We start from the raw sequence: 14,681 nt of genomic DNA, 5'->3' as shown, positions 1-14,681 counted from the left end.
GGCAACTCACCATTTTTATTTCAAACCTCAGGATATGAAAGACAAAAGCAGGGAACGCCCCTCAGGTGCGCCCCACTTCTTTTGATTACCACTTGCCGCCACGGCTAATTTTGTTCAACTCTTCTTCGAGTTTGGCAACCGCTTCTGCGCCTTTAGCTTTACCAGCCAATACTGAGCTTGATGCATTCCAAAACGCATTTGACACTTCATTGTATTTCAAACCAGTTGACGTTGATGGACGCGCAACAGAAGCTTCAAACACTTTGAGCAAATCGGCAAAGAAGGGGTTTTTGTCTAAGATTTCTTTATCAGCATACAATGCAGGAATCGTCGGGTTGTATGAACCATCCACCGCACGTTTTTTCTGAATTTCTTTGCTTGTCAAGAACATGATCAAATCAGTGGCTTCTTTTGGATGCTTAGAGTACTTAGAAACCGCCAACTGCCAGCCGCCGATGGTTGCTGCAGATTTGCCATCCGCGCCACCTTTAGGCAAAGGTGACACGCCTACTTCGCCTTTGATCGTGCTGTCTGCTGCTTGAGCACCTGACCATGCATAAGGCCAGTTACGCATAAACACAGCGTTGCCTTTTTGGAACACGCCACGGGCTTCTTCTTCAGCATAGTTCAAAACGCCTTGAGGGGCAATCGTACCAACCCAAGAAGCCGCTGTATCAAGTGCTTTCGCCGCTTGTGGATTGTTGATGGTGATTTTACCTGTGTTGTCAACGATGGTGCCGCCGTTGTAAGAAGCCACCCACTCAAGCGCGTCACAAGTCAGAGTTTCAGACGCTTTGGCTTGGAATACGAAGCCTTGCATATCTTTAGCACCCGCTTTGCGTTCTGCGTCTTGGATTTTTTTCGCAGTTGCGGCCAGTTCTTCCCAAGTCGTTGGTACTTTTTCGCCGTGTTTTTCAAGCAAGTCTTTGCGGTAGTACAGTAAGCCTGCATCTGTGAACCAAGGCATTGCCAATAATTTACCGTCAATTGTGTTGTTCGCAACAATTGCTGGGAAGTGCTCTTTTTCCGCACCCGCAGTAGCGGCGGTCAAGTCAAGCAAGTGGTCTTTCAATATACCTGGCCAAACCACATCCACCATCAAAACATCAATGTCTGATGCACCTGCCGCGAATTGCTGACGCAACAGCGCTAATTTTTCAGAAGAGTCTTTTGGATCAGAATAGAGTTTGACTTTATTGCCTGTTTTAGCGGCCCATTCATCCACATTTTTTTTGCAAATTTCTGCATCTTGTCCAACTGAACCGCAAGAAATCGTGAGCTCTACACTACCTGCAGCTGGTGCGGCGCCGCCCTCTGCCTTTTTATCCCCTGCTGCTGGTGCTTTATCGCCACAAGCGGCCAAAACCAACGCTGCTGCAATGCTCAAACCCAAACTTTTTACTAACTGATTTGTTTTCATGTCTCCACCTTATTTGAAATAATACATACAGACGCGCTTTAAACCGCGCACTGCCGAGATAAACCAAAAAATGCCAACGATATAGCCGATGAATTTCTTACAGTAAATAGCATTTCATAAAAACCGAAGTATTTTTGAAATTTTCGTCATTTTTTACGCGGAGCCACTTTATTCAATCCAAGATTCACTGTCAAGCACTTTCCATGATTTATACACAGTTTTTGCCTTTGTCGCAAGGCCTATAAATCCAGCATTGGCAAGGGTTGGGCTGTAAATCGCATCCAAAAAACAACATTTTTGTGCAGCGCACAAAATAAAACTTGCATTTCATGAGTCTTGTGCGTAGAATTTCAATTGTTGCGGTGCACCATTGTCTGATGCCTTTTAATTAAAGGTCTTGCCAATGATTGGGATTTTGAATGGGCCGCATTCGGTATCAAAACTCTGTTGTTGTACCCTTAACTTACTCTATTGGAGATTCACCATGACCATCAAACCTGAAGATTTTGCTGCTGCGCAAAAAGCCTCTGTTGAAACTTTTTTTGCTTTGACAAATAAAGCATTCGAATCTATTGTTCAATTAACCAACTTGAACATCGCTACTGCTAAAGAAGCGTTGGAACAAGCTGCTGACACATCAGACAAAGCATTGTCTGCTAAAGACCCACAAGCATTCATGGCAACAGCCAGTGGTGCTGCTCAACCAGCGGCTGAAAAAGCATTGACTTACAGCAAAAAAGTCTACGAAATCACATCAACTGCGCAAGCTGAATTGAACAAATTCGTTGAAGCGCAAGTCGCTCATAACAACAAGCAAGTTGCTGAGTGGATTGACGTTGCTTCTAAAAATGCCCCACAAGGTTCAGAAGCCATCGTATCAATCATCAAATCATCTATCGCTTCAGCAAACTCTGCTTACGATACATTGAATAAAGCAGCAAAACAAGCGGTTGAATTGGCTGAGTCAAATGTTGACAAAGCAGTTAAAGCCACCAAAACTGCAGCTAAGTAATTCAATCTCCTCGATTGACAAAAAGCGCCAGCATCATGCTGGCGCTTTTTGTTTAAGACTGTTCATCGCCATTCATACGGCCACACCGCTCACATCCACAACGCCACAGTCACGCACCGCTTGAGCCAGTACTTCACAAGCTGCCTCACGTGAGTAATTTTTCCGCCACACAAGCACCACACGACGACTCGGCGAGGGCTGATTAAAAGGCAAATAGCGCAAACCATCATCAGAGCTTAATTTAAAGGGCACAGCCAGCGCGGGTAGGACAGTAATTCCAATGCCACTCGCCGCCATATGACGCAGCGTTTCCAGCGATGTGCCCTCAAAAGTTTTGTGCAGCCCCTCTTGCTCAATTTTAAATGGTTTAATGGACGGGTTCGCTTGTAACACTTGGTCACGAAAACAATGGCCTGCTCCGAGCACCAGCAGCGCATCGTCGGATAACTCGCTCGCTGCAATGGTTTTCGCCTTGGCCAAACGATGGGATTTGGCCAAAGCCACATAAAAATCCTCATCATACAAATTGGCCATAGACAAGCCCGAATCATTCACAGGCAATGCAACAATCGCCGCATCCAAAGTCCCCTGTTTGACACGCTCAAGCAGTTTATGCGTAAAATCCTCCTGCACAATCAATTGCAACTCGCTCTTTGATTCAATCAAATGCGGCATCAAACGCGGTAATAAATACGGCGCAATGCTGTAAATCATCCCAAGATGCAGCGTGCCTACCGCAGGATTGACCTGTTCACCCACCAGAGTCTTAATCACCGCCACTTCGCCCAAGACCCGATGCGCTTGTGCCACCACTTTTTCACCGATGGGCGTCAACTGCACATCCTGCATACTGCGCTCAAACAGTGTGACGTCTAACTCCTGTTCCAATTTTTTGATGGCCACAGACAGTGTCGGCTGACTGACAAAACACGCAGCCGCAGCGCGCCCAAAATGCTTTTCACGCGCCAGTGCAACGACGTAACGAAGTTCGGTGAGGGTCATATTTATCTCTTTAAGGTTAAAAATAAAGATTCACACTTGGTATTGCGTCATATATTTAAACACATGCTTAGGAATTCTTGGCCAACTGTAACCGCCATTCTCATCCCATGACTTTGAGCCTGCCATAAGCCCCATCTCAAGTAATTTTTCTTGCACTATGTCATGCGGATAAACATACCAATTATCATCCTGCTTAAATGCAATCCAAATGTCTTTGCCATAATATTTTTTGTCTATATTCAACCGACCCTTGAGTTGCACTTTAATGAACTGATTACCATCAATATGGCAGGCAATGAAATCCGCTCCTTGCCAATCATCATTGAGCCACATGCAATTAAAACCATAATCAGCCAACTCAGCAGCGATTTTTTGAAAGTTAAAATTCTCTTTTTGCCGAGAGTTCAACTGCTCATATTGAATACGTTTAAACATTTAAGACCTTAAAAGAATGAAAACTAAGCAGCCAAAAAATGTTCTCGCTGCGCCAGCCATCGTTGCAAATGAGCCTGTGCTGCCGCAGGATTGTTCGCTAATAACCACTCAGCCGCATCCCGCGCATCCTCCAGCAACGCCAAATCCTTCTCTAAATCTGCAAAACGCAAAAGCGGCAAGCCAGACTGTCGTGCTCCCAGAAATTCACCTGGGCCACGTAAGCGCAGATCCTCACGCGCAATTTCAAAACCATCCGTGGTGTCATACATGATTTTCAGGCGTGCTTTCGCTGTGGCGGACAGAGGTTTTTCAAAAAGTAGTACGCAAGTGCTGTGCAGCGCACCGCGCCCGACTCGACCACGCAGTTGGTGAAGCTGTGATAAACCAAATCGCTCAGCGTGCTCAATCACCATCCAGCTGGCGTTCGGCACGTCCACCCCGACTTCGATGACGGTGGTGGCAACAAGGATATTAGTCTCCCCAGTAACGAAGGATGCCATCACCTCTCGCTTCTCCACCGCACTCATTCGACCATGCACCAAACCAATGTTTAAATCAGGCAATGCAGCACTCAATGCAGCATGGGTGTCTATCGCTGTTTGCAACTCTAGGGCTTCGGACTCTTCAATCAGTGGGCAAACCCAATAGACTTGCTCGCCTTGCGCCACTTGATAGGCCACTTTATCAATCACCTCTTCGCGGCGCTTTTGGTCAATCAGTTTGGTGACCACAGGCGTTCGTCCAGGTGGTAATTCATCCAAGACCGCCACATCCAAATCCGCGAAATAGGATAAGGCGAGTGTGCGAGGAATCGGCGTTGCACTCATCATGAGCTGATGCGGCGCATCGTATTGCGGGTTGCGCTGCCCTTCGACGCTTTCTTGCATTTTTTGACGTAAAGCCAGTCGCTGCGCGACCCCAAAGCGATGCTGCTCGTCAATCACGGCCAAGCCCAAGTCATGAAAATGCACAGCGTCTTGAATCAAAGCATGTGTACCAACGATGATGTGGATTTGATTGTCGGTCAGAGCCGCGTAGGTTTCTGATTTGGCTTTTTTCTTAACTGACGACGCCAGCCACGCAACGCTGATACCAAGCGGAGTAAACCAACCTTTTAGTTTCTCATAAAGCTGCTCGGCAAGAATCTCTGTGGGTGCCATCACAGCGGCTTGCCGCCCTGCTGACACACACTGCGCACAAGCCAGTGCCGCGAGCACCGTTTTCCCTGAACCCACATCGCCTTGCAGCAGCCGATGCATGGGGTGACCACTTTCCATATCGGTTTGAATCTGCGCCCAAGCTCTGGTTTGTGCGCCCGTCATCGAAAATGGCAACTGAGCAATCAATCGCTTTAACAAATCATCTTGCGCCATGAGTTGAGGAGCCAGCTCAGAACGGCGCTTAAGCTTCGCCTGCGTGAGCGAGAGTTGCTGTGCCAGTAACTCTTCAAACTTAATTCGCTCCCACGCCAAGTGGTCGCGCTCGGTCAATGCTGCGGGATTCACGTCCGGCGGTGGCGCATGTAAAAGTTGCACGGCGGCTTGTAGTGTTGGCCAACCGTCGCCCAAAACATTACGTGGCAATATTTCTGGCAGATGAACCTCATCAAGCGCTTTCGCCATGAGTTTTCGCCATGCCGATTGTGACAAGCCATCGGTGGTTGGATAAACAGGTGTCAAGGTTTCGCCCAGCGGCGTGTCTTCGGTGACCGACTGATAGCGAGGATGCACCATTTCCATACCGAAAAACCCATGCCGCGCCTCACCCTGCACGCGAATCAATGCATCCGCACGAAACGCCGCCAACTGCGTGCCATAGAAATGAATAAACCGCAGCACCAAAGTCTCTCCCGCATCGTCTACCGTGGTCACGACCAGCTGACGACGCGGGCGAAACTGCACGGTGTGCTCAATCACGCGCACTTGTACTTGTGCAAACTGACCGAGACGCAAGTCAGCCACGGGCGTAAGACGTGTCTCATCCTCATAGCGTAAAGGAATGTGCAACAAAATGTCTTGGTCAGTGCGCACACCAAGCTTGGCCAGCTTTTCGGCGAGCTTAGGCGTGATTTTGAGGGTTTTAGAGAAGGCAGTGGGTACAGTCACTTCGATAAGCCTTAATTATGTGAATACTTTATCGATAGTTTACAACAATAATCAAAACACGAAATGCAAAGTAGGTCATTTTAACCATCGTTTAAAAATAACGAATGCATGGAATAACCCAACGTTCAAAGCGCATGCATGTCGGTGATAAAAAGCAGAGAAGGAAGTAAACCACATATCATTTTGATTTCATTATCATTTTTCTCAGGGTTTCTTTGGAAAAACTCCTAACTTACTGACTGAAGAAGTAGATTTTTACTTTAGCTGTATTCTCATCTACAACCACGCCCAAGAAAACACGATAATTCAGCCCCCAGACTCACTTCATAAAGCCCTCTTCTTTGAGGTAGTCGATGGCCACTTGTTTGGCATCAACGCTCTCTAATGTCACACGGGCATTGAGTTTTTTTAGGTTTTGTGCGGTCAGTGAGCGAAATACGGGATCAAGCACTTCTTTGATGCGAGGCTTTGCCATCAGGATAGACTCGCGGATGATGGGTGTTGGCTGATAGACAATTTCGGACCCTTTCGAATCCGAAAGTATGATGAGATTAAATGCTGACATAATGGCCTCATCTGTCCCATAAACCATGGCAGCATTAATGCCTTTGGTGCCTTGACCTGCCGCCTGAATCATAGTGCTGGTGTCGCCACCTTCCAATACGATCAACTGCTCGGGACGCAACGAAAAGCCATACGCCTGCTCCATGGCTTTGAGCGCATCAGGGCGTTTGACAAACTCGGCAGACGCCACGAGTTTAAAATCATTTTTTCCCGTATTTAACCAACGAGCCAAGTCGCCCAATGAGTTTAAGCCATGTGCGTCAACCAAATCTCGTCTAAGGGCAATTGACCAGACATTATTCGTTGGGGCTGGGGTCAGCCAAATGACTTGATTCGTCTGTGCATCGACTTTTTGAATATGTGCATAAGCTGCAGCGGCATCTTTCCACACTGGATCGTTTGGCTCACCAATCAAAAATGCACCATTACCCGTGTATTCAGGATAAATATCAATCTTACCCGCCAATAGAGCACTGCGCACCGTTTGGGTGTCACCCAGCTGCAATTGATGTATGGTTCTAATACCGTTGTGCTCTAAGGTTTGAATGATGATTTGTCCGAGTATCGCGCCTTCGGTATCCGCTTTCGATGATACTTTGACGGCGTATGAACTCTCGCTGATTTTGTCATCAAAATCGTGACCACAAGCACACAACAGCCAAGTGGCAAGCATCACCATCAGTCTCTTTGTCCATGGTTTCATGGTGGTTATTTCCCAATTAAATAGATATGTCGTCATCGATGATTATACGGAAACCCTTGGTTAAAAACACATCAACCACCGTCTACTCGAACGAATTTCATTAAAAAGCCCCGACAAATATCGGGGCTTTTTAAGACAACCATACATCACAAATCAATAGAATCAATCACCGCATAAGCGGAGTGATTGTGAATCGACTCAAAGTTTTCAGCCTCGACCGTGAACTCTGCAGCGTAAGGTTGTGATTTGAGCACACCAGCCACATCACGCACCAAATCCTCAACAAACTTAGGATTGTCGTAAGCACGCTCGGTAACGTACTTCTCATCAGGACGCTTAAGTAAACCATACAACTCGCACGAACCCTGCGCCTCGATGGCTGAAATCAGGGCATGTAGGTCAAACTGTCCAACATGTTCATTTAAGGTCAGATGGGCAGTGACATGAGAGCGCTGATTATGCGCACCGTACTCAGAGATTTTTTTCGAGCAAGGGCACAGGCTGGTCATCGGAATCAAAACGGACAGCACCACATTACTTTGACCGTTTTTGTGAGCACCGTTGAGGCTCACTTCATAATCCATCAGGCTTTTGATGCCTGAAATCGGCGCAGTCTTTTCGACAAAATAAGGAAAATGAACGTAAATATCACCCTTTTTCGCCTCCAAACGTACCATCATGTCAGAGACCAATGCTTTGAAATCGTTGAGTGTGAAAATCGTTTTGTTCTCTTCAAGCAGCGCGATAAAGCGCGACATGTGCGTGCCTTTTTGATCGGCTGGTAAATGCACAGTCATGGTGTAAGTTGCAACAGTTGCTTGCGCACCCGCACCCAAATCAATTTGCAGTGGGAAACGCACGTCTTTAATCCCAACGCGGCTGATTGGCATGTTTCGTGCATCGATGGAGCTTTGGACATCGGGGATGTTTTTTAAGTCAATTGGGGCATTCATTGGTAATATGCTTTCAATTAAGATTCGAGGGCTTATTCAATAAATTGAATCGTTCCAGCATGATAGACGTTTGTGCGCACGCACAAACCCGAGTAATTTTATCAACTATTACAACGACACTATGCCACAAATTGTCGAACTTTGCTGGCGACCGCTTCAACCGACAAATCATGCTGCGCCAACAAAGTTGCAACATCGCCATGGTCAATGAATTGGTCGGGCAAACCCAAATGTAATAGGTGTGGGTTCAAGCCATGAGCCGCGAACCACTCGCTCACCGCACTGCCCGCGCCACCAGCCACAGACGAGTCTTCTATGGTAATAAAATGTGTGTGGGTTTTGGCCAATTCAATTAGCAAAGCCTCATCCAAAGGTTTGACCCAGCGCATGTCCACCAAAGCCGCACCAACCTCATCAGCCGCAGGGCGAGCCATGTGCAACAAAGGCCCAAAAGCTAAAATCGCGACTTTCTGCCCTTGACGCACCACATGTGCTTTTCCAAATGGCAATGGTGTCAAATCACTAGAAACCTCTGCACCAACACCAGAGCCACGCGGATAGCGCACGGCTGCAGCACCATTGTGCTGATACGCCGCAGTCAGTAAACCGCGAGCTTCAAGCTCATCAGATGGCGTAGCAATCGCAACATTGGGCACACAACGCAAGTAAGCAATATCATAAGCACCCGCATGTGTCGCACCGTCTGCTCCAACCAAACCGGCACGGTCAATGGCAAAGGTCACATCCAAATTTTGCAAAGCAATGTCATGAATCACTTGATCATACGCGCGTTGCAGAAATGTCGAATAAATCACCAACACAGGTTTTAACCCATCACAGGCCAAACCCGCAGCAAACGTTGCAGCATGCTGCTCCGCAATGCCCACATCAAAGTAGCGCGTTGGATATTTTGCTTCAAACTCGACCAAGCCTGAGCCTTCGCGCATCGCTGGTGTGATTGCCACCAGACGTGCGTCAGCCGCTGCCATGTCACAAATCCAATCGCCAAACACCTGTGTGAATGTCAGTTTCTTGGGCACATTTGAGGCCACGATGCCTTCAGAAGGATTAAAAGTCGAAGGACCATGGTACATAATGGGATCATCTTCGGCCAGTTTGTAGCCCTGCCCCTTTCGTGTCACCACATGCAAAAACTGCACGCCACCACGATTTTTTAGGTTTTCCAACGTCGGAATCAATGAGTCTAAATCATGCCCATCAATCGGCCCAATATAATTAAAGCCAAACTCCTCAAACATCGTCGCGGGAACAACCATGCCCTTAGCATGCTCCTCAAATCGCCGTGCGAACTCCAACATCGGCGGTGCAACCTTCAGAATTTTTTTCAATCGCTCGCGCGCAGTATTGACAAAGTCACCACTGAGTAATTTCGCCAGATAGCGATTCAACGCACCCACGGGCGGCGAAATCGACATATCGTTGTCGTTTAAAATCACCAGTAGATTAATACCTTCTGTCACGCCAGCATTATTCATCGCCTCAAACGCCATACCTCCCGTCAGTGCGCCATCACCAATCACAGCAATGTGCTGGCGATTGGGTAGATTCAAATGTCGAGCCGCCACCGCCATACCCAGTGCCGCAGAAATGCTCGTGGAGGAATGTGCTGTGCCAAACGCATCGTACACAGACTCAGAGCGCTTCGGAAAACCTGACAAACCGCCGAACTGACGCAACGTCGCCATTCGCTCACGTCGCCCTGTGAGGATTTTGTGGCCATAACTTTGATGACCGACATCCCAAATAATTTTATCGTCAGGTGTATTAAAAACATGATGCAACGCTACAGTCAGCTCTACCGTCCCTAAATTAGAAGACAGATGGCCACCTGTTTGCGACACCGATTGAAGAATAAAATCACGCAATTCGGTAGAGAGCTGGCTCAATTGTTCTTTTGACAACGCCCGCACACTCGCGGTATCGTTAATTTGTTCAAGTAGCGTGAAAGTGGTATTCATATAATTTATAGATATTTGTACGAGTCATACAATATAAACCGAAGTTCAATTAAGGCAAAAGTGTGCAATAGACACATGGTTTGTCATGGTTAAACTCATTTGCCAAACCACAACCAACACCACTTACACCATGACAGCTGGCGATTATACCATTGCCCGAGTACTTTGCAGCACGTATAGGCTACCCGTGCGGTGATTTAGCACTACCGAATTTGAGGAAATTTGTAGTGGCCAGTTACAAAAAGAAGTTGAACCCCTGCAAAATTGCAGGGGTTCGTGGCAACATTAAGAGCTTGGGCTTATCTTATTAGCTTTTTCATATCAGCGAGCAGTGCTTATTTGTGTATCAAACTCGCTTTGCCCCAAAACACGCGATAAACCCAAATCGTGTAGCCAAGAATCATGGGCAATGTAATCCCCACTCCAACGAGCAAAATAATCAATGATCCCGTGCCACTGCCAGCGTCCCACACAGTCACCTTACCCATCACAATATAAGGAAATAAACTGTAGCCTAAACCCAGACAAGCACAGAGGCAAATAACCACCATAGCGGCAAAAACTCTCCAGCCAAGCTCACGAGTGACTTTTTGGTTGCGCAATGTCCGCCACAGTACCACCAAGGCCGCAACACTCAAAAGCGGAATGGGCAACAACCACAACACGTTAGGAAAGGCAAACCACTTCGATGCAATTTCATGACTGACCAACGGTGTGATAGCGGAAATCGCCAATAAACCAATCACCATCGGCAACATCATACGTTTGGCCCACTTGACAGAGTCTGCTTGCAAACGATGCTCGGTTTTCATAATCAACCAACCACTGCCCAACAGAACATAAAACGCAGGAATCGTCAAAGCCGTCAGTAAACAAAATGGATAAAACCACACATTGTCACGCGAGAATCCAGCCACGTACTCTCCGACCATCCAACCCTGTGCGGCCGCCGTGATTAACGAGCCTGCAGTAAACAAATGATTCCACATAACTTTATGGTCTGCATGTGCTTTGATGCGAAAGTCAAACGACACACCGCGCAAAATCAACCCGAGCAGCATCACCGCCACAGGCAAATACAATTGAGTCAAAATCAAACCATGCGCTTGAGGAAAGGCCACCAATAAAATCCCCACCCCAAGCACCAGCCAAGTTTCATTTGCATCCCAAAATGGCCCGATCGAGGAGACCATCACATCCTGCTCATGCTCACTGTGACCAAAAGGCAAAAGCATCCCAACACCCAAATCATAACCATCAAGCACCACATAAATCAGCAGGGTCAACCCCAATAACATCAAAAAAATGACTGGCAAAATTTGTGCAAAGTCCATCTCAACCCCCTTCTTTTTTCAAAGCCAAGTGTCGCATGACGCTGATGTATGCCACCAACAAAAAGACATAAACCAAACAGTACCCAATGAATGTCGACAACACCATTCCTGCAGGATGCGGCGCGACAATGTCCTTCACCCGCAGCAAACCATAAACAATCCAAGGTTGCCGCCCAATTTCTGTCACATACCAACCCGCCAATGTGGCCACCCAGCCAGAAAACGTCATCCAAACAAATGTTTTGAGCAACCAATTCGGTAATCGCACCTCGTCACCCACAAATGTTTTGCGGGTCAACCACATTTTCCAAACCGCAAACCATGACACAAGCAACATGAGAAAACCAACCGCCAACATAATTCTGAAGGAGTAAAACACAGGTGCCACAGGCGGCACATCCTCAAAACTTGACAACCCTTTGATTTCACCATCAAGCTCGTGCGTCAAAATCAGGCTGGCTGCAAAAGGCACTTCGATCGCATATTTATTCGATTGGGTTTCTTTATCGGGCACTGCAAAAATCGTAAATGGCGCACCTCGCTCTGTGTGCCACACCGCTTCCATGGCCGCGACTTTCGCGGGTTGATGCACCAACGTGTTCAAACCATGCATGTCGCCGACAAGAATTTGTACAGGAATCACAATAGCCGCCAACCAAATACTCGTACGCAAAGTCTTATGCGTCGCCATATCAGACAGCCCTTGTAAAATCCGCAACGCACTCATACCCGCCAACAAGAAAGCCACGGTCAAGAACGAAGCCAACACCATATGGAAAAAACGATAAGGCAAAGATGGATTGAACAAAATCGCCAACCAATCCTCTGGAACGATGTGTCCATTTGCCGTAATCGAAAAGCCAACAGGCGTCTGCATCCATGAGTTGAGCACCAAAATCCAAAACGCTGACAACAAAGTTCCCACCGAGACCATCACACTCGCAAAAATATGGGTCCGATTGGAGACGCGTTCTTTACCATAAAGCATGACGCCCAAAAAGCTTGCCTCTAAAAAGAAGGCACTCAAAACCTCGTAACCGAGCAGCGGTCCAGCCACGTCACCCGCTTTTTCCATAAAGCCAGGCCAGTTTGTACCAAACTGAAAACTCATCGTGATGCCCGAAACCACACCTAAGGCAAAAGTCAAAGCAAACATTTTCACCGCACGATAATAAGCCTGCTCCCATGCTGGTTCACCTGTCCGCGTGTATTGCACTCTGAAATAAACCAACACCCAGCCGAGAGCGATGCTGATGACGGGAAACAAAATATGAAAACTGATATTTAGCGCAAACTGCAAGCGCGACAGCATCAACGTATCTAACTCCATGATAAACTCCAATCAGACAAACAGAACTCAGACCACATCGTCTTTGCCCAAAAGATTTCGAACCTAAAAAGCCATTCAAAATCAAAATATTAAGGTCAAGCCATGGCAAACTGACTCAGTTTAAGTTTTGCTCATCGCATAAGGTACCCCCCATTTAAACAGCCGCACTTAAGTCTTTTTTGTTCTTTTTCATTAACACTTTGTCTTTCAAAGCCACTGCTTTTTGAACTTTCAAACCCACAGACATCAAAGTTGCCAATGTTTCCGGTGATAAGCCCTGCAGCTCACTGAACAGTTTGTTAACCTGCTCAACTAAGTCATGCATGCTTTCAATGCGCTTTTGAGCATAAGCCTCTTGCTCATTGGCTGGTGCATCCAGCAATAACTCTCGCAATACCGTGCCCGTCGGTTCGACCTCTCGGCGGTGACGCTCAGCAGCGACCGCCTTAAAAATGTCCCACACATCGCCTAAGGTCGAGAAATACTCACGGCGGTCACCAGACTGATGGGTCATTTTCACCAAACGCCAGCTTTGTAACTCTTTTAAACCAATGCTCACGTTAGAACGAGAAAATCCCAGCAAGTCACCGATGGCGTCCGCATTGAGCGGCTCAGGCGTTAAAAACAGCAACGCATAAATCTGCCCAACCGTTCGATTAAATCCCCAGCGACTGCCCATTTCACCAAAATGGCTGACAAATTTTTGAGAAAGCGGTGGTAACGTCATATTTCACTCCTAATCAATGAAGGCATATTGCTTTAAGCAATTTATTTCTCTATTTTCAGCAATTACTAAAATTACGATAAATACTATCATCATTAGAAGAACTGTGCTCATTGAATATTTTTATGAATGTGAGTGAAAAGCCCTATCGAGAGTCAAAAAAGAGAAACCAGAACCAAAAAAATATGCCATCGCAAAGACCGAAAACTTCTCATTCAGTACCCCCATTTATTTGGTCAGAATCACCACAACTTTGCAGACTAAAGCCCATCTGTTTTCAAAAAAGCGATGATGATTTTTTTAATTTTCAATAATTACTGAAATTACGATAAATACTATCACTTTAAAATATAAGCAGCAATTGATTTTTTATTTTTATCTATCATTGCCGTAAAGCAATGATGAAAATAGGGACATATAAATAGCCAACCCACACAAAACAAATAACATTCTTCGTTCAATCTTCGACTTAGCCTGAAAATCAAATAAAAAAACGATTATTAGTGACAGACAATTGGCTTTTGAGAATCACAAATCAAAAACGGGTGTGATATTTTGCTAAAAATAATCATAAAAACAAAAAAACCACCGATAACATCGCAAGCTTGCCTTTTCACTTCTCAAACCTGTCAACATCGGCTACAATCACGGCATTACCAATTTGAGATAAGCAATGGACAATCCCATTAACGAACTCATCATCCGCGGCATGACTTTAGACGGCAAACAGTTTCGACCCAGTGACTGGGCAGAACGCCTGTGTGGTGTCATGAAATGCTTTGAAGAAGATGACAACAGCCACTATGGCCACCTCACGTACTCACACTATGTGCGCCCCATCACCATTCAGAATGTGAAATGTGTTGCCATCAACACGGATCTTGAAAATGAACTGCCCGTGGCTTATAAATTTTTCTTAGATTTCGCTGCCAGCAACAAACTTCAAACCGTAGATGCACGCGCAGACTTGTCGTCATCATTCGGTGCCTAAACCAAAAGTTAACACAATGAATACGCTGACGTATTAAAAACCAAATCCCTGATATTCAGGGATTTTTTTAATACCACAAAATAAGCCGAAGGCGTAGAGAACCCCATCCCTTTGTTATTCCTTTATAAT

The 14,681-nt window shown here is 46.4% G+C and carries 12 protein-coding genes; 2 read left to right on the top strand and 10 right to left on the bottom strand.

Annotated features, from left to right (window positions below):
- Nucleotides 1–85: 85 nt before the first annotated feature.
- Nucleotides 86–1,420: an ABC transporter substrate-binding protein gene (locus IE082_RS00930; RefSeq protein ID WP_189490402.1), complete on the bottom strand. Its 1,335-nt coding sequence runs from the start codon at nucleotides 1,418–1,420 to the stop codon at nucleotides 86–88.
- A gap of 484 nt (nucleotides 1,421–1,904) precedes the next feature.
- On the opposite strand from IE082_RS00930, the gene IE082_RS00925 reads away from it, so the two are divergent.
- Entirely contained in the window at nucleotides 1,905–2,432 is a 528-nt protein-coding gene (locus IE082_RS00925; RefSeq protein WP_189490400.1) for a phasin family protein, read from the top strand.
- A 72-nt stretch (nucleotides 2,433–2,504) separates the two neighbouring features.
- On the opposite strand, the gene IE082_RS00920 is transcribed toward IE082_RS00925, so the two are convergent.
- From IE082_RS00920 to IE082_RS00880, 9 genes are all read right to left on the bottom strand, one after another.
- A complete protein-coding gene (locus tag IE082_RS00920; RefSeq protein ID WP_189490398.1) occupies nucleotides 2,505–3,434 on the bottom strand; it encodes a LysR substrate-binding domain-containing protein in 930 nt (309 codons plus the stop codon).
- A 30-nt stretch (nucleotides 3,435–3,464) separates the two neighbouring features.
- Nucleotides 3,465–3,869, bottom strand: a complete 405-nt coding sequence (locus IE082_RS00915; RefSeq protein WP_189490396.1) for a hypothetical protein — start codon at nucleotides 3,867–3,869, stop codon at nucleotides 3,465–3,467.
- Nucleotides 3,870–3,892: 23 nt separating this feature from the next.
- The gene (recG, locus tag IE082_RS00910; protein WP_229809657.1) at nucleotides 3,893–5,974 is read right to left on the bottom strand and encodes an ATP-dependent DNA helicase RecG; all 2,082 of its coding nucleotides are present in this window, start codon (nucleotides 5,972–5,974) and stop codon (nucleotides 3,893–3,895) included.
- A gap of 319 nt (nucleotides 5,975–6,293) precedes the next feature.
- Entirely contained in the window at nucleotides 6,294–7,241 is a 948-nt protein-coding gene (locus tag IE082_RS00905) for a glycine betaine ABC transporter substrate-binding protein (RefSeq protein ID WP_229809656.1), read from the bottom strand.
- Nucleotides 7,242–7,387: 146 nt separating this feature from the next.
- The gene (gene folE2, locus IE082_RS00900) at nucleotides 7,388–8,194 is read right to left on the bottom strand and encodes a GTP cyclohydrolase FolE2 (RefSeq protein ID WP_189490394.1); all 807 of its coding nucleotides are present in this window, start codon (nucleotides 8,192–8,194) and stop codon (nucleotides 7,388–7,390) included.
- Nucleotides 8,195–8,313: 119 nt separating this feature from the next.
- A complete protein-coding gene (gene dxs, locus IE082_RS00895) occupies nucleotides 8,314–10,173 on the bottom strand; it encodes a 1-deoxy-D-xylulose-5-phosphate synthase (protein WP_189490392.1) in 1,860 nt (619 codons plus the stop codon).
- 335 nt (nucleotides 10,174–10,508) lie between these two features.
- Nucleotides 10,509–11,507 (bottom strand): cytochrome d ubiquinol oxidase subunit II, encoded by a 999-nt coding sequence (cydB, locus tag IE082_RS00890; RefSeq protein ID WP_189490390.1) that lies wholly within the window; start codon nucleotides 11,505–11,507, stop codon nucleotides 10,509–10,511.
- Nucleotide 11,508: 1 nt separating this feature from the next.
- Entirely contained in the window at nucleotides 11,509–12,837 is a 1,329-nt protein-coding gene (locus IE082_RS00885; RefSeq protein WP_189490388.1) for a cytochrome ubiquinol oxidase subunit I, read from the bottom strand.
- A gap of 154 nt (nucleotides 12,838–12,991) precedes the next feature.
- Complete coding sequence (locus tag IE082_RS00880; RefSeq protein WP_189490386.1) at nucleotides 12,992–13,564, bottom strand: GbsR/MarR family transcriptional regulator; 573 nt, start codon at nucleotides 13,562–13,564, stop codon at nucleotides 12,992–12,994.
- A gap of 670 nt (nucleotides 13,565–14,234) precedes the next feature.
- Here IE082_RS00880 and IE082_RS00875 point away from each other — a divergent pair.
- Nucleotides 14,235–14,552 (top strand): DUF3579 domain-containing protein, encoded by a 318-nt coding sequence (locus IE082_RS00875; protein ID WP_189490384.1) that lies wholly within the window; start codon nucleotides 14,235–14,237, stop codon nucleotides 14,550–14,552.
- The last annotated feature ends 129 nt before the right edge of the window (nucleotides 14,553–14,681 follow it).

Source organism: Formosimonas limnophila, from assembly GCF_014652675.1.
In the GTDB taxonomy this organism is placed as follows: Bacteria; Pseudomonadota; Gammaproteobacteria; order Burkholderiales; family Burkholderiaceae; genus Hydromonas; species Hydromonas limnophila.
Note: the sequence above shows the minus strand (reverse complement) of the source record. Positions and strands in the feature narration are given on the sequence as shown.

Coding starts and splice junctions, on each gene's coding strand:
- cydB (WP_189490390.1), bottom strand. CDS start 11,507: ATGGACTTTGCACAAATTTTGCCAGTCATTTTTTTGATGTTATTGGGG.
- IE082_RS00880 (WP_189490386.1), bottom strand. CDS start 13,564: ATGACGTTACCACCGCTTTCTCAAAAATTTGTCAGCCATTTTGGTGAA.
- IE082_RS00875 (WP_189490384.1), top strand. CDS start 14,235: ATGGACAATCCCATTAACGAACTCATCATCCGCGGCATGACTTTAGAC.
- IE082_RS00905 (WP_229809656.1), bottom strand. CDS start 7,241: ATGAAACCATGGACAAAGAGACTGATGGTGATGCTTGCCACTTGGCTG.
- IE082_RS00920 (WP_189490398.1), bottom strand. CDS start 3,434: ATGACCCTCACCGAACTTCGTTACGTCGTTGCACTGGCGCGTGAAAAG.
- IE082_RS00885 (WP_189490388.1), bottom strand. CDS start 12,837: ATGGAGTTAGATACGTTGATGCTGTCGCGCTTGCAGTTTGCGCTAAAT.
- dxs (WP_189490392.1), bottom strand. CDS start 10,173: ATGAATACCACTTTCACGCTACTTGAACAAATTAACGATACCGCGAGT.
- IE082_RS00930 (WP_189490402.1), bottom strand. CDS start 1,420: ATGAAAACAAATCAGTTAGTAAAAAGTTTGGGTTTGAGCATTGCAGCA.
- IE082_RS00925 (WP_189490400.1), top strand. CDS start 1,905: ATGACCATCAAACCTGAAGATTTTGCTGCTGCGCAAAAAGCCTCTGTT.
- IE082_RS00915 (WP_189490396.1), bottom strand. CDS start 3,869: ATGTTTAAACGTATTCAATATGAGCAGTTGAACTCTCGGCAAAAAGAG.
- folE2 (WP_189490394.1), bottom strand. CDS start 8,194: ATGAATGCCCCAATTGACTTAAAAAACATCCCCGATGTCCAAAGCTCC.